Below are 21,688 nucleotides of genomic sequence, written 5' to 3' on the forward strand. Positions count from 1 at the left end.
AAGCTACACCCAGCACCAGGCCCGGGTGCGGCGCTCGGTGGGCGCATTCCGCAGGAAAACGGCCAGGGGCTTCAGGTCCGTGAGCAGGGAGGTGAGCACAATGGAGCGGCCGTCGACAAGGTGCAGGCAGAGGTAGTTGTATTTGCCCCAAAAGGTGCGCCGCGCGCTGCACGTCACGCTTTCTACCCCGGCCAAGTCGCGCCGGGCGAAGGCCACGCGCTGCCCGGCGTCGTAAACCTCGAGCCGGTTTTCGGTGGGCTGAAAAACCAGCGTCGTATCGTGGTTCAGAGTCAGGTAGCGCAGGTGCAGCAGCAGCGCGGGCCCGCTCAACGCCAGCGTAAACAGCAGGAAGCCAATCGTAAGCGCCCACTCAAATTGACTGGCTTCCGGTCCACTCAGGGCCACGGCGGGCAGCACGCTCAGGCCGGCGCCCAGCGCCAGCAGCGGCCAAAAGAGCAGCCGCAGCTGGCGGGCCGCCGAGACCTGGTACGTGTGCGTCCGCTTGGCAAAAAGCCCCGTTAGCCAGCGAGCCGCGCCCAATACCACGAGCAGCATAACGGCCACTTCCAGCAGCGGGCGCAGAAAAGAAGATTTCATGGTGCCAGTATAGAGACCCGGCTACGCGTGCACCTGCACCCAAGCCTCGCCTTCGTGGTGCGCCCGCAGCCGCCCAAAGCTTTCCAGCGCCAGCCCGTGCTTGGCAAACACCGCCAGCACTTCCTCGCGGCCTTGGGGCGCCACGCACACCAGTAAGCCCCCCGAGGTCTGCGGGTCGCAGAGCCACACGCGCTGCTCTTCGGTGATGGTGCCCACCTTGTGTCCGTAGCTGGCCCAGTTGCGGCCGGTGCCACCCGGCACGCTGCCCTGCTTCAAATACGGCTCGGCGGCCGCGATGCGGGGCAATTTCGAAAACTCAATTTCGGCCGTCAATCCGCTGCCTTCGCACACTTCCGAAAGGTGGCCCAGCAAGCCAAAACCGGTCACGTCAGTCAGCGCCGTCACCGCGTCGAGCTTGCTCAGCTCGGCGCCAATTTTATTGAGCTGCATCATTTGAGCCGGGGCAATGGCCGCGTCCTCGTCTCGCAAAATGCCCTTTTTCTGCGCCGTGGTGAGGATGCCCACGCCCAGCGGCTTGGTCAGAAACAGCTCCGAGCCGGCCGTGGCCGTGTCGTTCTGCTTCAGGTCCACGATGTTCACCATGCCCGTCACGGCCAAGCCAAAAATGGGCTCGGGCGAGTCGATGCTGTGGCCGCCGGCCAGCGGAATGCCGGCTTCGGCACAGATGCTGCGGGCGCCTTCCAGCACGCGGCGGGCCACTTCGGGCGGCAGCTTGTCTACGGGCCAGCCCAACACGGCAATGGCCATCAGCGGCCGGCCGCCCATGGCGTACACGTCCGAAATGGCGTTGGCCGAGGCGATGCGGCCGAAGTCGTAGGCGTCGTCCACGATGGGCATGAAGAAGTCGGTGGTCGAAATCACCGCTTCGCCGCCGCCGATGTCGTACACCGCCGCGTCGTCGCGGCTGGTGTTGCCCACCAGCAGGCGCTCGTCGTGGGGCTGCGCGATGCTGGTGTGCAGCATCTGGTCGAGCACGGCCGGGGCGATTTTGCAGCCGCAGCCGGCGCCGTGGCTGTATTGGGTCAGTTTATATTCCGTCGTGGGAGTCATGGAGAAGAGAAAAGCAGGGCCGACCCGCTAGGTAAGGGACTACAAAAGTCCGCAAAGAGTTTTAGAGTCGTAGAGCGTGGCCTGAAACCTTCGGCCGAACGCCAAAAAGAGGAACGCTGGCCGAGGCAGTTTGCCACCGTCCGTCGTTCCTCTTTTAGCTCAACTTATTCTGGTGTCTTAGCCTGGCTACTTGATGGCTACCGGTAGCTCAATATTTTCCCAGCGCATTACCAGGCCTTTGGGCGTCACCTCGTACACCAGCCGTTCGGTTGGGGTGGCGGTTTTGCGGGGCGTCACCAGCACGCGCAGGGCGTCCTGCTTTTCATCGTATTTGAACGCGCCCCACTGGTTGGATACTTTATTGAAGATAACCGTCCACTGCTTCTCGGTTGGAATCAGGAAGAAGCCATACTTACCAGCAGCTAGAGGCTTGCCTTCCACCGTCACGGCCTTGCTGAATTCCACCGTGGTGGCTTCATTGGCCCCGGCGCGCCACACTTTGCCGTAAGGCTCCAGCCCGCCGAAAATCTTGCGGCCTTTTACGCCCGGGCTGCTGTAGTTCACCGTCACGTCGGTGGTGCCAATCTTGCCGGTGGCGGTAGCTGCCGGGCTGGGCTTGGTGGCTTGGGCTGGCGCGGCGGGCGTGGCCGGAGTAGCAGGCGTGGCTTGCGCAAAAGCGGCGCTGGCAACGAACGTAGTGGCCAGCCCGAAAGCGACGTGGCGAAGAAGTTGGAGGGTTTTCATGTAGGTACTAAAAGGTGAGGGGAAGAATTGAGCTGATTGTAGAACGGCGCGCCGTGAAACCCTGCGGGCGTGGTTAGTGTTTTAAGGTCAGCAATTTATAGCAATGGTTGCTTATCAATGCAACGCCCGCTATTTCCTGCTAGTCAACGCGACGCGGGCGCCAGCGCTCCAGCCGGGCTTGCCTTGCATTCCGCCGCCTATTGTCGTATCTTTGCACCCGAAGTTGGTATTCGCTTTAGCAAAGAGGGGACGCGCAGTCCCCTCTTTTTTTGCCCGCTTGTTTCAAAATTTATGCATTTCGACCGTACCCTGCTGCTGGAAATGCTCCAAGACGCCATCGGCGACGAGGAGCTGTTCATCGTGGGCCTTACCGTATCCGATTCGGTGATGCCGAAGGTGACCGTCACCCTCGACGGCCCCACCGGCCTGGCCATTCAGGCGTGCGCCACCATCAGCCGCCGCCTGGCGCGCCGCATCGACGAGCACTACGGCGAGGACTCTGCCTACTCCCTGGAAGTGACCAGCCCCGGCGCCGACCAGCCCCTGACGGACCCCCGCCAGTACCAGCGCCACATCGGCCGCTCGCTGGCCCTCAAGCTCACCGACGGCACCGAGAAAACCGGCGTCCTCACTGCGGCCACGCCGGAAGGCGTGGAAATTGAAGAAGTGATTAAACAAAAGACCAAGAAAACGACCCTGCCCGCGGCCTTTTATTCCTTCGGGGATATCCAGGAAGCCAAGGTGGTTATCTCCTTTAAATAAATACCGTTCTGCCTCTATGAACAGCCACGAATTAATCGAGTCCTTTAGCGAATTTGCCCGGAGCAAGAACATCGACCGGCCCACGATGATGAGCATCCTGGACGACGTGTTCCGCACGATGATTCGCAAAAAGTACGACCAGGACGAAAACTTCGACGTTATCATCAACCCCGATAACGGTGACTTGGAAATTTGGCGCAACCGCGAAATCGTGGACGACAACTCCGAGGATATCTGGGACCACGATAAAATCATGCTTTCCGAAGCCCAGAAAATCGAGCCCGACTTCGAAATCGGCGAATCGGTGGCCGAGGCCGTGAAGCTGGAGGACTTTGGCCGTCGTGCCGTGCTCATGGCTCGCCAGACGCTGATTCAGCGCGTGAAGGACCTGGAGCGCGACAACCTGTACCAGAAATACAAAGACCAGGTCGGCGAAATCGTGACCGGCGAAGTGTACCAGGTGTGGAGCCGCGAGGCTCTTATCATGGACAAGGACGACAACGAGCTGGTGATGCCCAAGGGCGAGCAAATCCCCAAGGACCGGTTCCGCAAGGGCGACACCGTGCGCGCCGTGGTGCACCGCGTGGAAGTCATCAACGGCACGCCCAAAATCATTCTTTCCCGCGCCGCGCCGGCGTTCCTGGAGCGGTTGTTCGAGCTGGAAGTGCCCGAGATTTACGACGGCCTCATCACCATCAAGAACGTGGTGCGCGAGCCCGGCGAGCGCGCCAAAGTGGCCGTGGAGAGCTACGACGAGCGGATTGACCCCGTGGGCGCTTGCGTCGGCATGAAGGGCAGCCGCATCCATCCGGTGGTGCGCGAGCTCGAAAACGAGAACATCGACATCATCAACTACACCGACAACCTGGAACTCTACATCGCGCGGGCACTATCGCCGGCCAAAGTAGGTTCTATGAAGATAAATCAGGAAAGCGGCCGGGTTTCGGTGTTCATGAAGCCCGACCAAGTGAGCTTGGCCATCGGCCGCGGCGGTGCCAACATCAAGCTGGCCAGCCGGTTGGTGGGCATGGAAATCGACGTGTTCCGCGAAGCCATCGACTACGAGGAGGACATTTCGCTGGACGAGTTCCAGGACGAAATCGAGCCTTGGGTACTGGCCGAATTGAAGAAAATTGGCCTGGATACCGGCCGTGCCGTGCTCGCCGTCAAGAAAGACGACATCGTGCGCCGCACCGAGCTGGAAGAAGAAATGGTGGACGATGTGTACCGCATTATCCGCCAGGAATTTGCCGACGACGAAGACCTTGACGAAAGCTCTTTGGAAGCGGCCAAAACCCCTGTATCTTCGGATAAAACCGGCGAGGCGAAAGCCAACCCGACCGATGAGGAAGCCGCCGTTACCCACGCTTCCGCAACTGCTACAACCCCTGAACACACCCCTTTGGTGGCTGAAATGACCGACGAAACCCAAGCAACGACTGAGGATGCGGGCGCAAGCTCTCCCGCCGAGCCAGCCCAATGACGGCCGCGCGGCCGGTACGGCAAGGGTAACAAATCGTGCCAGTGGGCGCGGTTTGCGCCCTGCTGGCAAGATTTAATGTAATACCTTTGCACTTAGAAGCGTATCGTACGCGAGAAAAGATAGAATGGCGGAAGCAACCCCGAAACGGCTACAACAGGCGGCCAAAGACCTGAATATTGGAATGGACAGGGTGGTCGAAGCCCTGGCCAAGAAAGGCATACAAGTAGAGAACAAGCCCACCACCAAGCTGACCGGTGAGCAAGTTGCCTCGCTTGAGAAGGAATTCGCGGCCTCTGCCCACGACCGGCAGGAGGCACAGAAAGTCATTCAGGCCAAGCGCCAGAGCGACCTCGACGCGGCTCCCAAACCTGCTGCTCCGGCCCCGCGTCCGGTACAAGCTGCGGCCCCGGCTCCCAAGCCAGCGGCACCAGTAGCTCCTGTGGCTGCGGCGCCCGCCCCGGCCCCTGCTCCGGTAGCACCAGCTGCCCCCGTGGCAGCCGCTCCGGCCCCTGCGCCCACCCCAGCTCCGACGGCACCTGCCGCCCCGGGGCTGAAGGTGCTCGGCAAAATGGAGCTCGACAGCAAAGGCCGCGTGATGGCTGCCAAGCCCAAGCCAGCGGAAACGCCGGTGGCGGCTGCTCCCGCGCCGGCCCCGGTAGCCCCGAAGGTGGAAGCTCCAGTTGTTCCTGCTCCTAAAGTAGAAGCGCCTGCACCCGTGGCTGCTCCGGTAGCTCAACCAGTTGCGAAGGCAGAGGCTCCGGCACCGGTGGCACCAGCCCCCGCGCCAGTAGCACCGGCCCCGGCGGCTCCCGTAGCTCAGGCACCGGCTGCTCCCGTAGCTGCTGCTCCCGTCGCCCCGGTGGCCGAAGCTGCTGCACCCGAAGACACCAGCACCATCGTGGCCAAGTCGGATACGCTGAAGGGCCTCACGGTTCTGGGCAAAATCGACTTGTCGTCTATTAACAACGACCGTCGTGGTCCGGGTGGCCGTGGCCCTCGTCCCATTGCTTCATCGGATGTGAGCAAGCGCGGCTTGCCTGCTGGCCCTGGCCAGAAGAAGCGCACGCGCCTGCCCGGCCCTCCCGGCAGCACCACCAGCCCACCCAGCCCCGGTTACCAGGGCAACCGCCCCGCCGGTGCTCCCGGCCAAGGCGGCGGCTACCAGGGCAACCGACCCGGTCAGGGTGGCCCCGGCCAGCGCCCCGGTGCTCCCGGCCAGCGTCCCGGCCAGCCCGGTCCCAAGCCCAACGCCCCCGCGCTTACGCCGGAGCAGGCTGAAAAGCAAATTCAAGAGCAGATTAAGGCCACGCTGGCCAAGCTCGGCGGCAACAAAGCCACTGGCCAGGCCAACCGCGCGAAGTATCGCCGCGACAAGCGCAGCATGCTGGCGGAGGACCGCGAGGCCCTGCGCGCGCAGAACGAGCTCGACGCCAAGACCCTCAAGCTCACGGAGTTCATCTCGGCCAATGACCTGGCCTCGCTGATGGACGTGAACGTGAACGAGGTAATCAAGGTGTGCTTGGGCATGGGCATGTTCGTGTCCATCAACCAGCGCCTCGATGCCGAAGCCATCACGGTAATTGCCGACGAATTCGGTTTCGATGTAGAATTCCTGTCTAAAGAAGAGGAAGAAATCAGCATCGACGCCGGCGACAGCGAAGAGGACCTGCGCCCCCGCGCTCCCATCGTGACCATCATGGGCCACGTCGACCACGGCAAGACGTCGCTGCTTGACTACATCCGCGACGCAAGTGTGGCCAAGGGCGAAGCCGGCGGCATCACGCAGCACATCGGTGCCTACGAGGTGCGGACCAAATCGGGCCAGCCCATTACTTTCCTTGACACGCCTGGTCACGAAGCCTTTACGGCCATGCGTGCCCGTGGTGCCAAGGTGACGGACATCGCCATCATCGTGGTAGCGGCCGACGACTCGGTGATGCCCCAGACCAAGGAAGCTATCAACCACGCGCAAGCGGCGGGGGTGCCGATTATCATCGCCCTCAACAAGATTGACAAGCCCTCGGCTAACCCCGAGAAAATCCGCGAGGAGCTTTCCCAGATTAACATTCTGGTGGAAGAGTGGGGCGGCAAGTACCAGAGTCAGGAGGTTTCGGCCAAGTCGGGCATTGGTATTGAAGACTTGCTCGAGAAGGTGTTGCTGGAGGCCGAATTGCTCGACCTGAAAGCCAACCCCGACCGCGGCGCCATTGGTACCGTGATTGAAGCCTCGCTGGACAAAGGCCGTGGCTACGTAACCACCGTGCTGGTGCAAACCGGTACGCTGAATGTGGGCGACGTAATCCTGGCCGGCCCGCACTTTGGTCGCGTGAAAGCCATGACGGACCACCGCGGCAAGAAGATGAAGTCAGCGCCGCCGGCCACGCCGGTACAGGTGCTCGGCCTCACCGGTGCCCCGCAGGCCGGCGACCGCATCCAGGTAATGGAAACGGAGCGCGAAGCCCGCGAAATCGCCACCCAGCGCTTGCAGCTGGCCCGTGAGCAAACCATCCGGACCAAGAAGCACATCACGCTGGACGAAATCGGCCGCCGCTTGGCTATCGGTTCGTTTAAGGAGCTCAATATCCTAGTGAAAGGCGACGTGGACGGTTCGGTGGAAGCACTCTCCGACTCGCTGCTGAAGCTGAGCACGCCGGAAGTGAAGGTGAACATCCTCTCGAAAGGGGTGGGCGCCATTTCAGAAAGCGACGTGCTACTGGCCTCGGCATCCGACGCCATCATCATCGGCTTCCAGGTGCGGCCCTCGCAGAGTGCCCGCAAGCTGGCCGAGCAGGAGCAGATTGATATCCGCCTGTACAGCATCATTTACAACGCCATCAACGAGGTGAAGGATGCCATGGAAGGCATGCTGGCCCCGACGGTGCAGGAAGTGGTGACGGCCAACGCCGAAGTGCGGATGGTGTTCAACATCACCAAAGTAGGCTCCATTGCCGGCTGTATGGTGACGGAAGGCACGTTCCAGCGCAAGACCCGCGTGCGGGTGGTGCGCAACGGCATCGTGCTGCACACCGGCGAGATTCAGGACCTCAAGCGCTTCAAGGACGACGTGAACGAAGTTCGCCAAGGCTACGAATGCGGTATCTCCATCAAGAACTTCAACGAGTTGCAAGAAGGCGACAACATTGAGGGTTTCGAAGAGAAGGAAATCAAGCGCACGCTGTAACAACGGCGCGCCAACCGAAAGCAAAAAGCCCCGACTGCGATGCAGCCGGGGCTTTTTCATGTGGTTTTGAATTGAGCTTAGAAAAGCAAGAAGCGCTTTCTCATCTTGCTCTTATGCACCAGGGGCTTGCCCTTAGGATTGGAACTGCCCACGGCGTGGGTGGTACCGCGCTTTAGGTCGGCAAAGCCTTTTTTGGCTCTGTACTTGCGCACAATGAAGCCGTTGCCGCTGCGGTTCGAATCGAACTGGCGCTCCGGGCCACCGCCGCGGCCGAAGCTGGTGTTGCCGGTGCGGGCTTGCAGCAGTTCCATTTGCTGGTCTTGCTTGATTTGGTCGGGCGTCATGGCGGCGCGGCGCTGGTTGCGGGCCAGCTCCTCGGCGTTGACGCCGGTGTTGCGGCGGGCGTTGGCTTCGCTGGTGCCTTGCCCGGTTGTTGGGAACGCGGGCCCCGTCTGCGCGTGGGCAGCAGAAGTAGCAGCTATCGATAAGCCACTGAGAAGCGCGGCAGCAAGGAAAATTTTCATGTCAACAAGAGTTGGCGTGGAGAGGGGAGATGCAGCCTAACGGCAGGCTGGATAAGGTGGTTCAACGAATGCAGCGGGTGTTTTTCTTGGCTGCTAACGCGCCTCTAAGTTCGCAACTTATTTTGATTCGACAATTTAACTGCCTCGGGTAAAATGAACACTTGAGCTAAAAACGAAAAAACCGCTGCCCAGCACTCGGTGGGCAGCGGTTTTTTCACGCTGAATGGAAATGTGCTTTACAGGCGGCTGGCGCGCAACGAATCGCGGATGTCCATGAGCAGCTGCTGCTCGGTGGTGGGCGGGGCGGGCACCGCCACTACTTCGATGGGCGCTTTCTTCATGCGGTTGGCCGCTTTCACAATCAGGAAGATGATGAAGGCAATGATGAGAAAGTTGATAAGGGCGTTAATGAACAGGCCGTAGTTGATGGTACCTACGCCGGCTTTCTTGGCTTCCTCGATGGTGGCGTAGTGCTGGCCGTTCATGGCCACGAAGAGGTTGGCGAAATCGACCTTCCCGAGGGCCAGGCCGATGATGGGCATCAGGATGTCGTCGGTGAGGGAGGTGACGATTTTGCCGAATGAGGCGCCAATGATGACGCCCACGGCCAAGTCGAGCACGTTGCCTTTGGCGATAAACTCTTTGAATTCGGAAACAAGGCCCATTGCAGTAAACAGTTAGGAGGGTGAGAAAAGTAAGGTCTTTGGGTAAATCTAAGTATTTAAATATAAATGGGCTGGCTGGGCTTTTTGTATCAGATTCTGAAAGAAAGTTGAGCCGACTGTTTTGTTTGGGGTGTCAAATAAGGGCAGCTGACTAGTGTAACGAGGAGTCTTGTGACCCTCGGCGGGGCTGTGCCCTATCTTTGGCCGGACCAAATCATTCAGGCCCCTTTCTCCGCCATGTCTGCTTCTTACGAAAACCTACTCTACGACCTGGACGCCGCCAGCGGCATCCTCACGCTCACCATCAACCGCGCCAGCAAGCTCAACGCGCTGAACGGCGCCACCATTGATGAAATAGCCGCGGCCATGCAGCACGCGCTGGACGAGCCGCAGGTGCGCGGCATCATTATCACGGGCAGCGGTGAGAAAGCGTTTGTGGCCGGTGCCGACATCGCCGAGCTGGCCGCCCTCACGCCCGCGCAGGCCCAACGGGCAGCCGAGCGCGGGCAGGAAGCCTTCTGCCGGATTGAGGAAAGCACCAAGCCCGTGATAGCTGCGGTGAACGGCTTTGCCCTGGGCGGCGGCTGCGAGCTGGCCATGGCCTGCCATATGCGCGTGGCCTCGGAAAACGCCCGCTTCGGCCAGCCCGAAGTGAACTTGGGGTTGCTGCCCGGGTACGGGGGCACCCAGCGCCTGCCCCAGCTCATTGGCAAGGGAAAGGCCATCGAGCTGCTGCTCACGGCCGACCAAGTGAAGGCGGAGGAGGCGTTGCGCCTGGGCTTGGTAAACCACGTGGTGCCGCAGGCCGAGCTGCTGGCCTTTTGCCAGCAGCTGCTGGGCAAGATTCTGGGCAAGGCGCCCCTGGCCGTGGCCATGGTGCTGGAATGCGTGAACGCGCACTACGCCAAGAAGGCCGACGGCTACGAGGCTGAGGCAAAATCCTTTGGCCGCGCGTTCGAAAGCGACGACTTTAAGGAAGGCACGCAGGCCTTTGTGGAAAAGCGCGCCGCGGTGTTTACCGGGAAATAAGCCTGTTTCAATGAGGAATGAAGAATGAGGAACGAAGAGCTGTCCCCGCGACCGTTTTTATTCTTCATTCCTCATTCCTCATTCTTCATTGAAAGAATGAGTGTAGCCAAAAAATTAGCGTCGCAAACGGCCGTGTATGGCGTCAGCAGCATTGTGGGCCGGGTGCTCACTTACCTGCTGGTGCCGATATACACCGGGGCGTTTGCGGCGGCGGAGTACGGCGTGGTGACGGGGCTCTACGCCTACGTTTCGTTTCTGAACGTGGTGTTTACCTACGGCATGGAAACCACGTACTTCCGCTTTGCCAACCGGCTCGGCACCGACCGCCGCGAGCTATACGACCGGGTGCTGAGCCTGCTGCTGGTCAGCACTGCCGGACTTACGGCCCTGCTCATGCTGCTGGCGCGCCCGCTGCTGGGGCTGCTGGAGATACCGCCCGGCCATGAGCAGTACGCGGTGTGGGTGGCCCTGATTCTGGGGCTGGATGCGCTGACGGCCATCCCCTTTGCGCGGCTGCGGCTGGAGAACAAGGCGCGGAAGTTTGCCACCATCAAGCTGGTGGGCATTGTGGCCAACGTGGCGCTGAACCTGTTTTTTATCGTGCTGTGCCCGGCGGTAGCCAGCGGCAAGTGGCTGCCGGCCCTGCAGCCGCTGGTGACGCACCTCTACGACCCCACAGTGGGGGTGGGCTACGTATTCCTGTCGAATCTTTTTGCCAGTGCCCTCACGCTGCTGCTGCTGTGGCGCGAGCTGCTGGACTTCCGGTTTCGGCTCAACCTAGCGGTGCTACGGCCGCTGTTGGGCTATGCCTACCCGCTGATGCTGATGGGCCTGGCGGGCATGGTGAACGAGACCCTGGACCGGATTCTGCTGCCCAAGTGGCTACCTGATAACTTTTACCCCGGCCAAAGCAGCCTCACGGCGGTGGGCATCTACGGCGCCTGCTACAAGCTGAGCATCTTCATGTCGCTCGTGATTCAGGCGTTCCGCTACGCCGCCGAGCCGTTCTTCTTTGCCCAAAGCACCGAGAAGAATTCACCGGCCACGTTTGCCATGATTTTGAAGTGGTTTACACTGTGCTGCGCCATTATTTTCGTGGGCATTAGCCTGAACGTGGAAGACTTTGGGCAGCTGTTTCTGCGGCGGCCGGAGTATTTGCAGGGCCTGGTGGTGGTGCCGATTCTGCTGCTGGCCAACCTGTTTTTGGGTGTGTACTACAACCTGTCGGTGTGGTTTAAGCTCACGGATAGAACGTACTACGGCACGTACATCGGGGCTGGCGGCGCGGTGCTCACCATTGTCCTCAACTTCCTGCTGATTCCCTTATTGGGCTACCTGGGCTGCGCCATTGCTACGCTGGCCTGCTACTTTACCATGGCCATCCTGTGCTGGCGGCTCGGCGAGCGGCACTTCCCGGTGCCGTACCCAGCGCTGCGGTTGGGGCTGTGGCTGCTGCTCGCTTCCGGGCTGGTGGGGTTGGGCTGGTGGGTGCAGCTAGATGGCTGGTGGGCGCGCCACGCCTGGCACGCGGGGCTCACAGTAGCGTTTTTGGTGGCCCTGTATGTGGTGGAGCGGCCGCGCACGGCCGCGCCGCTGGTGGTCCGGTAGGGGAGTGGGTGGCTTCGGGCCGTCCCTATATTTGCGCACCCCGCACGTTAGCTCAACTTCTCTCTGATGCAGATTCCCGTAATCAACCGCTCGCACCACCCGCTACCCGAATACCAGACGCCCCACGCCGCCGGCCTCGACCTGCGCGCCAACCTGGAGGCGCCCGTGACGCTCGGACCGCTGGAGCGGGCCCTGATTCCGACGGGTCTGAGCCTGGAAATCCCGGTGGGCTACGAAGCCCAAATCCGCCCACGCAGCGGGCTGGCCTACAAGCACGGTATTGGGCTGGTGAATAGCCCAGGCACGATTGATGCCGATTACCGCGGCGAAATCAAGGTGCTGCTGGTGAATTTGTCCAACGAACCGTTTGTGGTGAACGACGGTGAACGCATTGCCCAGCTGATAGTTGCCAAGCACGAGACCATTGCCTGGCAGCCCGCCGAGGCCCTGAGCGAAACCCAACGCGGCGCGGGCGGGTATGGAAGCACGGGCGTGGGCTAGCGCTATAGTGTAATTCCCGAAAGCTTCGCCTACATTTAATCCTCCACTTCAATACTTCTATTGTGAAAATCATCGTACCGATGGCCGGCATGGGCAAACGCATGCGTCCCCACACCCTCACCGTTCCCAAGCCCCTGATTCCGATTGCGGGCAAGCCCATTGTGCAGCGCCTCGTGGAGGACATTGCCAAAGTGTGCGGCGACCAGGTAGAAGAAGTGGCCTTCATCATCGGTCGTTTTGGCGATGCGGTGGAGAAAAGCCTGCTGAAAATTGCCGAATCGGTGGGCGCCAAGGGCACCATCGTGTACCAGGACGAGCCCCTGGGCACGGCCCACGCCATTCTGTGCGCCAAGGAGTCGCTGAGCGGCCCGGTAGTAGTGGCCTTTGCCGACACGCTGTTCAAGGCCGACTTTACGCTGGATTCCAGCGTGCCCGGCACCATCTGGGTGCAGCAGGTGGAAGACCCCCGGCCGTTTGGCGTGGTGACGCTCAACGAGCAGGGCCAGATTACCGAGTTTGTGGAGAAGCCCCAGGACTTTGTTTCGGACCTGGCCATTATCGGCATCTATTATTTCCAGGACGGCGAGTACCTGCGCAATGAACTACAGTACCTGCTCGACAACGACATCAAGGACAAAGGCGAGTACCAGCTCACTAATGCCCTCGAAAATATGAAGAACAAGGGCACGGTGTTCGTGCCCGGCCGCGTAACCGAGTGGCTGGATTGCGGCAACAAGGACGCCACCGTGTTTACCAACCAGCGCTACCTCGAGTACCTGAAGGAGCGCGGCGAGTCGCTGGTGGCCGCATCGGCTAAAATCACCAACTCGGTGCTGCTCGAGCCGGTGTACATCGGTGAGAACGCCATCGTTACCGATTCCGTGGTGGGCCCACATGTGTCGCTCGGCGACCACGCTAATGTGCGCGACTCGCGCCTGTCGAATTCGATTGTGCAACAGTCGGCCTCGGTGCTCAACGCCGTCATCACCAATTCGATGATTGGCAACTTCGCCACCGTGACCGGTACGCCCGACGACTTAAGTCTCGGCGATTATAACCAGCTTCGCGTGTGACATTTTAAGACGGAAATGCGTTACAACGACGCGGCTTTCTGCGGAGGGTCGCGTCGTTGGGCATTATTACCCGTAAATTCGTAAGCCGGGCCCAAGGTCCGGTTTTATTGTGTATGCGTCAAGTTGTTCTTAGTCTGATGTTTTGGTGGGGGCTGGCAGCGGTAGGCTATGCGCAGCCCATGGAGGGTGCTACCTCTCCGCCTGATAAGCTGACCCGCAAAGAACAGCGGGCCCTGGAAAAACAACAGCGCGAAGCCAGCAAGAAGCAGGCTGAGGCTCAGGCCAAACGGGGCACCGCGCCGCTTTCGGAGCGCGACCGCGAGCACAGCGAGGCCCTGTTTGTGGAGGGCGTGAAGTACGTGCTGCTGGAGGACTACCCCAAGGCCCTCGAGAACCTGCTGAAGGCCTACGCGCTGAACCCAGACAACGCGGCCATCAACTACAAGATAGCCGAGGCCAACCTGCAAAGCGGCAACCTGCGCGACGCCACCAACTACGCCGAGGCCGCCACCCGCCTCGACCCGAAAAATGCCTATTACTACCTGCTGCTGGCCACCATTCAGGCCGGCCAGAAGCAGTACGAGGGGGCCACCAAAACCTATGCGGCCCTCATCAAGCAGGTGCCCAACTCCGGCAGCTACCTGTTCAACTTAGCCGACCTGTACCTGGCCCAGAACAAGCTGCCCGAGGCCCTGACCACCCTGGAGCAGGCCGAAAAGGAGTTTGGGCAAGTCGACGAAATCTCCTTCAAAAAGCAGCAGATTTACCTCAAGCAGAACAAGCTGGACCAGGCCCTGGCCGAAGGCGAGAAGCTCATTCGGGCCAACCCCAACGAGCCCCGCTACGTGCTGGCCCAGGCCGAGATGTACGCCAGCAACAACCGCCTGCCCGATGCCTTGCGCGTAGCCCAACAAGCCTTGCGCCTCGAGCCCGAAAACCCCCAAGCCCACATGATTCTGGCCGAGGTGTACCGACAGCAAAACCAGCCCGACGAAGCGGCCCAGCAGCTCAAGCTGGCCTTCGCCAGCCCGGCCCTGGACATCGACGAGCGGGTGCGCATCCTGGTGGGCTACATCAAGCAGTTGCCCAACCCCAAGGAAGCGGTGAACCAGCTGGCCCGCGACTTGGCCGCGGCCACCATCAAGATTTACCCCAAGGACGCCAAGTCCTACGCCGTGGCCGGCGACATCCAAACCCTGACCGAGCACAAGAAAGAGGCGCGCAACACGTACTTGCAAGCCCTGCGATACGATAACTCCAAGTTCCAAATCTGGCAGCAGGTGGTGCTGATAGATGCGGAGCTGAACCAGACCGACTCGCTGCTGGTGCACACCGACCGTGCCCTGGAGCTGTTTCCCAACCAGGCGTCGCTGTGGTTCTACAACGGCGTGGCGTATATGCTGAAAAAGCAGCCCCAGAAAGGCGTGAAGGCCCTGGAGCACGGCCGGAAACTGGTAGTGAACAACCCGGAATTGTTGGGCCAGTTCGACGCGCAGCTGGGCGACGCCTACCACGAGATGAAGGACTACGCCAAGTCGGACGCGGCCTACGAAGCCGCGCTGGTCAGCGACCCCAACAACGTGCAGGTGCTGAACAATTATAGCTACTTCCTGTCGTTGCGAGGCGAAAAGCTCGACAAGGCCAAGCAGATGTCGGGCAAGGTGGTGAAGCAGTTTCCCGATAACGACACTTACCTCGACACCTACGCCTGGGTTCTGTATAAAATGAAGGATTACGCAGGCGCCAAAGCCGCCCTGGAAAAGGCCCTGCCCAAAACCAAAGACGCTTCCGTGGTGGAGCACTACGGCGATGTGCTGTACCAGCTCGGCGAAAAGGACAAAGCCGTGGCCGAGTGGCAGCGCGCCCGCAAAATGGGCGTGGCTTCGGACCTGCTGGAGCGCAAATTGAAAGACCGAAAACTGTATGAATAAACTCACTTTGCTGCTGGCCCTGGGGCTGCTGTTGGGCAGCTGCCACCGCAAAGCGGTACCCACTACCTCGGCCAACGGCCCGGGCACTTCGGTATCCGTGGCTGAGCCGTCGGTGCGGGCCACCAACACCACGTTTACCTTCCTGAATGCCAAGGGCAAGGCCCAAATCAACATGAAGGGCCAAAAGCAGGGCGCCAACGTGACGCTGCGCATGCGCCGCGACAGCATCATCTGGATTTCGGCGGGCCTGGTAGGCGTAGAGGGCGTGCGCGCCGTGCTCACCCACGACTCGGTGCGGGTGCTCAACAAGCTGGAGAAAACCTATTTTTCGGGCGGCTACGACTACTTGAGCAAACTGCTGAACGTGCCCGTCAGCTTTGCCCAGATGCAGGCGCTGCTGCTCGGCGACTACCTGCCGGCGCCCACCGGCACCACCCCCAAAGTAGCCACCGAAGAGGCCGGCCGCCAGCGCGTAAGCTACCCCTTGGCGGGCGTCATGATTGAGCGCCTGCTGCAGGCCACTACTGGCCGCGTGCAGCAGCTCAAGGTGAGCGACGATTCCACCAAGCGCAACCTCACCGTTGATTACACCGATTTTCGGCCCCTGGATGAGCAAGCCAACCTGCCCTTTGCGCACGCTACCTTTATCCAAGCTCAACAGGCTGCGCTGGGCGTGATTACGGCGGCCATTAATTACACCAAGGTGAACGCCGGGCGCGAGCGCCTCGCCTTTCCCTTTGTAATCCCCAAAGGCTACAAGCGGCAGAAATAAGCAATGGGTTTTGAATGGCGCACGTTGAATAATCAGGTACAGAAGCAGGCTGGTAAGAAGGGGAGCACATTGGGTAAACCCAGTGCCGGGCAGGGCCGCGGGCGGTGGATGCTGCTGTGCTTGCTGAGTTTGTGGCTGGCCGTGCCCGCTGCTGCCCAGCAGCGGAGCAAGAAGCAGCCCACCAAAAGCACCAAGGCCAAACCGCGCACGGCTGCCCGCACGGCCCGCCCCAAAAGCAAGGCCCAGCTGGAGCGCGAGCGCCTGGCCAACCTGCGCCAGATTCAGCAAACCAGCCAGGCGCTGAACCAAACCCAGGAAAAAAAGAAAGTGAGTTTGGGCCAACTGCACGTCATCACCGAAAAGCTGACGGTGAAAAAGCAGGTTATCCAGGGGATTTCGACCCAGCTGCAGGGCATCGAAACCAACGTGCACCAAACGGCCAAGCAGGTGCTGCAAACCCAGCAAACCCTGAGCGAGCTAAAGGCCGAATACGCACGTCTGCTTTACACGGCGTCCAAAACGGCCAGCGGCTTCAACCAGCTGATGTTTTTGTTTGCGGCGGATTCGTTCAACCAGTTTGCCTTGCGGCTGCGCTATATCCGGCAGTACACCGAAGAGCGGCAGCGCCAGGCGGCCCGCATCATGGGCGCACAGTACCGGCTGCACGAGCAGCTCACGGGCCTCACGCAGCAGCAGCAACGCAAAAGCCGGTTGCTCAGCAGCCAGCTCAACGAGAATAAAAACCTACTGACCCTGAAGTCCAAAGAGGATGAAATGGTGCAGCAGCTCAGCCAGCAGGAGCAGGGCCTGCGCCAGGAGCTGGAAGAGCACCGCCGCTCGGTGGTGCGCCTCGACAACCTGATTGCCGAGCGCGTGCGCGAAGAAATTGCCCGCGCCGCCCGCGCGGCCCGCCTAGCTGCTAAGCGTGAAGCCGCTCTGGCCGCCGCCCGGACGGCCCGCGCCGCTGCGGCCCGCAGGGCGGCCGCCCCCAGCCCGCGCCGTGAGCCCGACGCCCCCGCCAGTGCCAATGCCGCGGAAAGCGACAACGCCACGGCCGCGCCCGAATCCGACGCGCCCGAAACGGCCGCCGAGGCCGCGGCCGACCGCCGGGCCGTGCGCGTGGCCCTCACGCCCGAAACGGCGCTACTGTCGTCTTCCTTTGCCGGCAACCGCGGCCGGCTGCCCTGGCCCGTGGGGCGTGGGTTTATCAGCCAGCGCTTTGGGCGGCACCCGCACCCGGTGCTGAAAAACGTGACCGTCGAAAACCGGGGCGTCGACATCCAGACCGGTGCCGGCGAGGCCGTGCGGGCCTGCTTCGACGGCAAGGTGCTCACCATTGCCAACATCGCCGGCATGAACACCATCGTGATGATTCAGCACGGCGACTTCTTCACGGTATATGCCAAGTTGCGGTCGGTGAACGTGCACGAAGGCCAGCGCGTGAGCGCCCGGGAGGTCATCGGCACCGTGGCTACTGATGGCGAAGGCACATCGGAAGTGCAGTTTCAGGTGTGGCACAACTCGGCCAACCTTAATCCGGAAAGCTGGTTGGGCCACCGCTAGCGGGCCTGGCCGGTAAGGCTAGCTCAAAAAAAAACCCGAACCAAAGGTGCGGGTCTTTCTGAGCTATGAAAACAAACTTAGCTGTCGGCAAAAGTGGCCATTAGCCAGCTGCTCCCGATAACCAGAACAAAGGTGGTCGGAGCTGGGCCGTCGCCGGAGCGTATTTCGGCGAATCGCCGGATTGGAGCGGCGAACGTTCGATTTGCCTATGCCAGCAGCAAGGCCGCTGCGCAGGCCAGCCGCCTACACCAGATTCAGCCGCCCGAGCAGGCCGGGTTTGTAGGAGCTACCGATGGGCACCCGCACCGGCAAGCGGCTCAGGCTGGCGTCGCGCACGCCATCGAGCAGGGCCACATCGGCCTCGATGGCCACAATGCGGTCGAGCCGCACAATGTACTTGCGGTGCACGCGGGCAAAGTCGCGAACCGGCAGCTTGGTTTCCAGGTCCTTCATGGTGCCGTACACCGTGAGCCGCTCGCGGGTGGTGTACAGGTTCACGTAGTCGCCCAGCGCTTCGACGTACTGCAGGTCGGCGGTGGCAATGCGCACCAGGCGCTGGTCCTGCTTGACAAAAATTTCTGAGCGGGTATTGGCGTAAAGCGAATCGCCGGAGTTGTTGGCCATGCGCAGCACGCCTTCGAGCTTCTGGCGTTCGTCTTCGAGCTGAAGGCGGACGCGCCGCAGCTCCAGGTGGGCCATTACCTGACGGGCCAAGATGCGCAGGGCCTCGCGCTGGTCGGGGCTTAGCTCGCGGGGCACGGTGTCGAGGGTGCAGAGCGTGCCCAGGGGCTGGCCTTCGGGCGATAGCAGCGGCGCACCCGCGTAGAAGCGGATGTTGGGGTCGCCGGTCACGAGCGGGTTGTTAACAAAGCGGGCGTCGGCGGTGGCGTCGGGCACTTCGTACACGTCGCTGGCCCGCATGGCGTACTGGCAGAAGGCGTGCTCGCGCGGCGTTTCGCTGGCGTTCAGGCCCACTTTGGCTTTAAACCACTGCCGTTCCCCGTCAATCAAAGACACCAGCGACATGGGCGTGCCGCAGATAAACGCCGCCAGCTGCGTCAGGTCGTTAAAGACCGGCTCCGGGGCAGTGTCCAGCACCTGGTAGCTCTGAAGCACATCCATGCGTTCCGGCTCGTTTACTTGGCGCAGGGCCGAATCCGCTTGGGTGGTACGCTTGGGTGGGGTCACGTGGTATGGTAAAGTAATGGTGTTTCGGTGCCGGCCCCGGTAGGCCGATAAAGCTCGAAGTGAAAAGGTTACAAAGCTAATCGGTGGACGGACGTGGGCCATCGGATTCCGCTCAACCGCAAACTACGCGCGGCCAACCTGCTCAATTTACTCGCGAAAGCTCGGCTTCATCTGCTAAAACCTTACTATCGGGTATCTTTGAGACTCCAAAAGGTGTTTGGCTACGTATATCTTCCTTTATCACCCTAACCGGGCCCCATCGCCCTCCCGTTCATGCTTCATTCCCTGTTTCTAATTGGTAGCTTCGGAACAACCGAAATGCTGCTTATCCTGTTTGTGGTCATCCTGTTGTTCGGGGCCAAGCGTATTCCCGAGCTGTTCAAAGGTATGGGCCAAGGCGTGCGTGAGTTCAAGGACGCCAGCAAGGCGGAAGAGAGCCAGCAGCCTCAGTTCCGCGACCAGCCCACGGCTCCGCCCGTGCAGCCGCCTTATCAGCAGCCCTATCCCCAGCAAGGCTACCCCCAGCCGGGAGCGGCGCCGCAGCAGGGCTACCAGCAGCCGGTGCCCCCCGTTTTCAACCCCAACGACCCGAATAATCAGCCGCGCCACTAAGCGCCCGTATTGTCATGCAAACTCCTTTCATCCTCTTCCTAGGCGACATCGGCGGCTCCGAGCTCATGCTGATAATGGTCGTCATCCTCATTTTCTTTGGGGCCAATAAGATTCCTGAGCTGGCGCGGGGCCTGGGCAAAGGCATCCGCGAGTTCAAGGACGCCAGCACCGAAATCCGCCGCGAGTTTGAGCAGGCTGGCCAGCCCACGCCGCCCAACTACCCGCAGCCCCAGCCCACCTACGACGCGCAGAACCACTACCCCGCGCCTGCCCCTGCGGTGCCTCCGGCGCCGGTAGCCGATACCGGCTCGGGGCTCGAGCCTTGGGCGGCGCCCGCCACGGCTTCCGTTGCGCCCACGGCCGATGCCGACTATTCTTTTGAGAAGAAAGCCGACGAGCCGGCGCCGCCCGTGGCGCCCACGCTGCCGCCCAACCTGGCGCCCGAAGGCACCCAGCCCCGGCAGCCCTACATTCCGGCGTCGCCCAATCCCAACGCATAACGCCTTTTCGGCCACCTAATCTGCAAGTAGTTTGAAGCGTTTTCATTCTTTATCCGAAGTTCGTAGCGAGCTGGCGGCGGGCACCACGTCCTGCCGGCAGCTCGTTGAGTATTACCTGGGCAACATCGAGCGCCAGCAGCACCTCAACGCCTTCCTGGAGGTGTGGCCCGACGAGGCCCGCGCCCAGGCCGATGCCGTGGACGCCAAGCTGGCTGCCGGCACGGCCGGACCGCTGGCCGGCATGGTCCTCGGCATCAAGGACGTGCTGGCGTACGCCGGGCACTCGCTGCAAAGCAGCAGCCTGATGCTCGACGGCTTTAAGTCGCTCTTCACCGGCACGGCCGTGCAGCGCCTACTCGACGCCGACGCCATCATCATCGGCCGGCAGAACTGCGACGAGTTTGCTATGGGCGGCTCAAATGAAACGTCCTACTTCGGCCCGGCCCGCAACGCTGCCGACCCCGACCGGGTGCCCGGCGGCTCGTCGGGCGGCTCGGCCGTGGCCGTGCAGGCCGATATGTGCCTGGCTTCCATCGGCTCCGATACCGGTGGCTCGGTGCGTCAGCCGGCCGCCTTCTGTGGTGTCGTTGGGCTAAAACCCACGTACTCGCGTGTTTCGCGCTACGGCTTGGTGGCGTTTGCGTCGTCGTTCGACCAGATTGGGCCCATCACCCGCTCGGTGCAGGACGCCGCGCTGCTTTTGGAAGTAATGGCCGGCCCCGACGGCATGGACAGCACCGCCAGTCAGCGCGAGGTGCCGGCCTACAGCCAGCAGCTCACGCCCGCGCCGCACTACCGCATCGGCTACATCGCCGACGCCATCGACAGCGAAGGCCTGAACCCCGAAATCAAGGCTGCGCTGGAAACCCAGCTCGACATCCTGCGCGGCCAGGGCCACGTGGTAGAGGCCGTGGACTTTCCGTACCTCGATTTCATGATTCCGACCTATTACATCCTCACCACGGCCGAAGCGAGCTCCAACTTGGGCCGCTTCGACGGGGTGAAGTACGGCTACCGCGCCCCAGATGCCACGGATTTGGAGTCGCTTTACAAAAAGAGCCGCGCCCAGGGCTTCGGAGCCGAGGTGCAGCGGCGCATTCTGCTGGGCACCTTCGTGCTCAGCGCCAACTACTACGACGCCTACTACACCAAAGCCCAGCGCGTGCGCCGGCTGATTAAGGACAAAACCGACGAGCTGCTGCGCCAGTACGATTTCCTGGTGCTGCCCACCACGCCCACCACGGCCTTCAAAATTGGCGAGAAGCAGGACCCCGTGTCCATGTACCTGGCCGACATTTTCACGGTGCAGGCCTCGCTGGCGGGCGTGCCGGCCATCTCGGTGCCGGTAGGGGAGGATGCCGCCGGCTTGCCAATCGGCTTGCAGGTGATGGCCGGTGCTTTCCGTGAAGCCGAGCTACTGGCTTTTGCCAGCGTGCTTACGGAAGAGGTGCTGGCGTAGCCCACGGCCGGGCCGCTAGTCGTTGCGGTCCGTGCCGTTTACCGTGATAACATTGGCCCGGTCGATGGCGATGTCGTACTGGTAGCACGTGCTGATGTCCGTGGTTTTGACATAGTTAACATTGTTTACCGTGATGGTAAACGTGACCTGCCCTGGCGCGTAGCTGGCGTATTCCGACGACGTGCCGGGGTCCACGTTATTGATGTTGATGGTATTGCCGCCTGACGTTTTCACCTGGACGCTGGCCTTTTGGGTGCCGTTGTTGGTAATGCGGGCCCGGGGCTGTTCGCCTTTGCACTTTTTGCATCCGCTTGCTGCCAGGGTAAAGAAGGCAATGAACAGCGCGAACAATAGAAATTTTCCGACTTTCATACTGAGGCTTGTTGGTAATTGGCTTTAGCGTGTCAGTCCGAAAAAAGGGCTGC

The 21,688-nt window shown here is 61.4% G+C and carries 19 protein-coding genes and 1 pseudogene; 13 read left to right on the forward strand and 7 right to left on the reverse strand.

Annotation, left to right across the window (positions count from 1 at the left end):
* Nucleotides 1–3: 3 nt before the first annotated feature.
* The 3 genes from AUC43_RS05215 to AUC43_RS05225 form a co-directional block, all read right to left on the reverse strand.
* Nucleotides 4–597: a PH domain-containing protein gene (locus AUC43_RS05215; protein ID WP_068190741.1), complete on the reverse strand. Its 594-nt coding sequence runs from the start codon at nucleotides 595–597 to the stop codon at nucleotides 4–6.
* Nucleotides 598–618: 21 nt separating this feature from the next.
* Entirely contained in the window at nucleotides 619–1,668 is a 1,050-nt protein-coding gene (gene selD / locus AUC43_RS05220; RefSeq protein WP_068190744.1) for a selenide, water dikinase SelD, read from the reverse strand.
* A 186-nt stretch (nucleotides 1,669–1,854) separates the two neighbouring features.
* Nucleotides 1,855–2,412 carry a DUF2911 domain-containing protein gene (locus AUC43_RS05225; RefSeq protein WP_068190746.1) on the reverse strand — a complete coding sequence of 186 codons (558 nt, stop codon included), beginning with the start codon at nucleotides 2,410–2,412 and terminating at the stop codon, nucleotides 1,855–1,857.
* 291 nt (nucleotides 2,413–2,703) lie between these two features.
* Here AUC43_RS05225 and AUC43_RS05230 point away from each other — a divergent pair, with 291 nt between their 5' ends.
* The 3 genes and pseudogenes from AUC43_RS05230 (at nucleotide 2,704) to infB (ending at nucleotide 7,838) form a co-directional block, all read left to right on the forward strand.
* Nucleotides 2,704–3,174 (forward strand): ribosome maturation factor RimP, encoded by a 471-nt coding sequence (locus AUC43_RS05230; RefSeq protein ID WP_233254113.1) that lies wholly within the window; start codon nucleotides 2,704–2,706, stop codon nucleotides 3,172–3,174.
* Nucleotides 3,175–3,190: 16 nt separating this feature from the next.
* Nucleotides 3,191–4,423 (forward strand): annotated as a pseudogene (gene nusA / locus AUC43_RS05235) (transcription termination factor NusA); the annotation flags it as partial.
* A 358-nt stretch (nucleotides 4,424–4,781) separates the two neighbouring features.
* Complete coding sequence (infB, locus tag AUC43_RS05240; protein WP_068190748.1) at nucleotides 4,782–7,838, forward strand: translation initiation factor IF-2; 3,057 nt, start codon at nucleotides 4,782–4,784, stop codon at nucleotides 7,836–7,838.
* 77 nt (nucleotides 7,839–7,915) lie between these two features.
* Here the strand turns inward: infB and AUC43_RS05245 are convergent, their stop codons facing one another.
* Together AUC43_RS05245 and mscL are read right to left on the reverse strand one after the other, a co-directional pair.
* A complete protein-coding gene (locus AUC43_RS05245) occupies nucleotides 7,916–8,362 on the reverse strand; it encodes a hypothetical protein (RefSeq protein WP_068190750.1) in 447 nt (148 codons plus the stop codon).
* 236 nt (nucleotides 8,363–8,598) lie between these two features.
* Nucleotides 8,599–9,027, reverse strand: a complete 429-nt coding sequence (gene mscL / locus AUC43_RS05250; RefSeq protein WP_068190752.1) for a large conductance mechanosensitive channel protein MscL — start codon at nucleotides 9,025–9,027, stop codon at nucleotides 8,599–8,601.
* 237 nt (nucleotides 9,028–9,264) lie between these two features.
* Between mscL and AUC43_RS05255 the strand changes: the two genes are divergently transcribed.
* From AUC43_RS05255 to AUC43_RS05285, 7 genes are all read left to right on the forward strand, one after another.
* Entirely contained in the window at nucleotides 9,265–10,056 is a 792-nt protein-coding gene (locus AUC43_RS05255; RefSeq protein ID WP_068190754.1) for an enoyl-CoA hydratase/isomerase family protein, read from the forward strand.
* Between the two features lie 96 nt (nucleotides 10,057–10,152).
* On the forward strand, nucleotides 10,153–11,664 hold the full coding sequence (locus AUC43_RS05260; RefSeq protein WP_068190756.1) for an MATE family efflux transporter: 1,512 nt from the start codon (nucleotides 10,153–10,155) through the stop codon (nucleotides 11,662–11,664).
* Nucleotides 11,665–11,730: 66 nt separating this feature from the next.
* Nucleotides 11,731–12,165, forward strand: coding sequence for a dUTP diphosphatase (dut, locus tag AUC43_RS05265; RefSeq protein WP_068190758.1), 435 nt, complete (start codon nucleotides 11,731–11,733; stop codon nucleotides 12,163–12,165).
* A 62-nt stretch (nucleotides 12,166–12,227) separates the two neighbouring features.
* Nucleotides 12,228–13,238: a sugar phosphate nucleotidyltransferase gene (locus AUC43_RS05270; protein ID WP_068190760.1), complete on the forward strand. Its 1,011-nt coding sequence runs from the start codon at nucleotides 12,228–12,230 to the stop codon at nucleotides 13,236–13,238.
* Between the two features lie 113 nt (nucleotides 13,239–13,351).
* Complete coding sequence (locus tag AUC43_RS05275; protein ID WP_082684918.1) at nucleotides 13,352–15,169, forward strand: tetratricopeptide repeat protein; 1,818 nt, start codon at nucleotides 13,352–13,354, stop codon at nucleotides 15,167–15,169.
* On the forward strand, nucleotides 15,162–15,941 hold the full coding sequence (gene lolB1 / locus AUC43_RS05280; protein WP_068190762.1) for a lipoprotein insertase outer membrane protein LolB1: 780 nt from the start codon (nucleotides 15,162–15,164) through the stop codon (nucleotides 15,939–15,941). Before AUC43_RS05275 ends, lolB1 begins: the two co-directional genes overlap by 8 nt.
* 69 nt (nucleotides 15,942–16,010) lie before the next feature.
* A complete protein-coding gene (locus AUC43_RS05285) occupies nucleotides 16,011–17,504 on the forward strand; it encodes a murein hydrolase activator EnvC family protein (RefSeq protein ID WP_233254114.1) in 1,494 nt (497 codons plus the stop codon).
* Nucleotides 17,505–17,747: 243 nt separating this feature from the next.
* On the opposite strand, the gene AUC43_RS05290 is transcribed toward AUC43_RS05285, so the two are convergent.
* Nucleotides 17,748–18,692: a GAF domain-containing DNA-binding protein gene (locus AUC43_RS05290; RefSeq protein ID WP_068190766.1), complete on the reverse strand. Its 945-nt coding sequence runs from the start codon at nucleotides 18,690–18,692 to the stop codon at nucleotides 17,748–17,750.
* A gap of 273 nt (nucleotides 18,693–18,965) precedes the next feature.
* On the opposite strand from AUC43_RS05290, the gene tatA reads away from it, so the two are divergent.
* From tatA to gatA, 3 genes are read left to right on the forward strand one after another with little or no spacing between them, the layout of a single operon-like run.
* Complete coding sequence (gene tatA, locus AUC43_RS21835; protein WP_068190768.1) at nucleotides 18,966–19,304, forward strand: twin-arginine translocase TatA/TatE family subunit; 339 nt, start codon at nucleotides 18,966–18,968, stop codon at nucleotides 19,302–19,304.
* Nucleotides 19,305–19,318: 14 nt separating this feature from the next.
* Complete coding sequence (locus tag AUC43_RS20320; RefSeq protein ID WP_082684920.1) at nucleotides 19,319–19,804, forward strand: Sec-independent protein translocase subunit TatA/TatB; 486 nt, start codon at nucleotides 19,319–19,321, stop codon at nucleotides 19,802–19,804.
* 31 nt (nucleotides 19,805–19,835) lie between these two features.
* Complete coding sequence (gene gatA / locus AUC43_RS05305; RefSeq protein WP_068190771.1) at nucleotides 19,836–21,263, forward strand: Asp-tRNA(Asn)/Glu-tRNA(Gln) amidotransferase subunit GatA; 1,428 nt, start codon at nucleotides 19,836–19,838, stop codon at nucleotides 21,261–21,263.
* Between the two features lie 15 nt (nucleotides 21,264–21,278).
* On the opposite strand, the gene AUC43_RS05310 is transcribed toward gatA, so the two are convergent.
* Nucleotides 21,279–21,635, reverse strand: coding sequence for a hypothetical protein (locus AUC43_RS05310; protein ID WP_157780936.1), 357 nt, complete (start codon nucleotides 21,633–21,635; stop codon nucleotides 21,279–21,281).
* Nucleotides 21,636–21,688: the final 53 nt, after the last annotated feature.

The organism is Hymenobacter sedentarius (assembly GCF_001507645.1).
In the GTDB taxonomy this organism is placed as follows: domain Bacteria; phylum Bacteroidota; class Bacteroidia; order Cytophagales; family Hymenobacteraceae; genus Hymenobacter; species Hymenobacter sedentarius.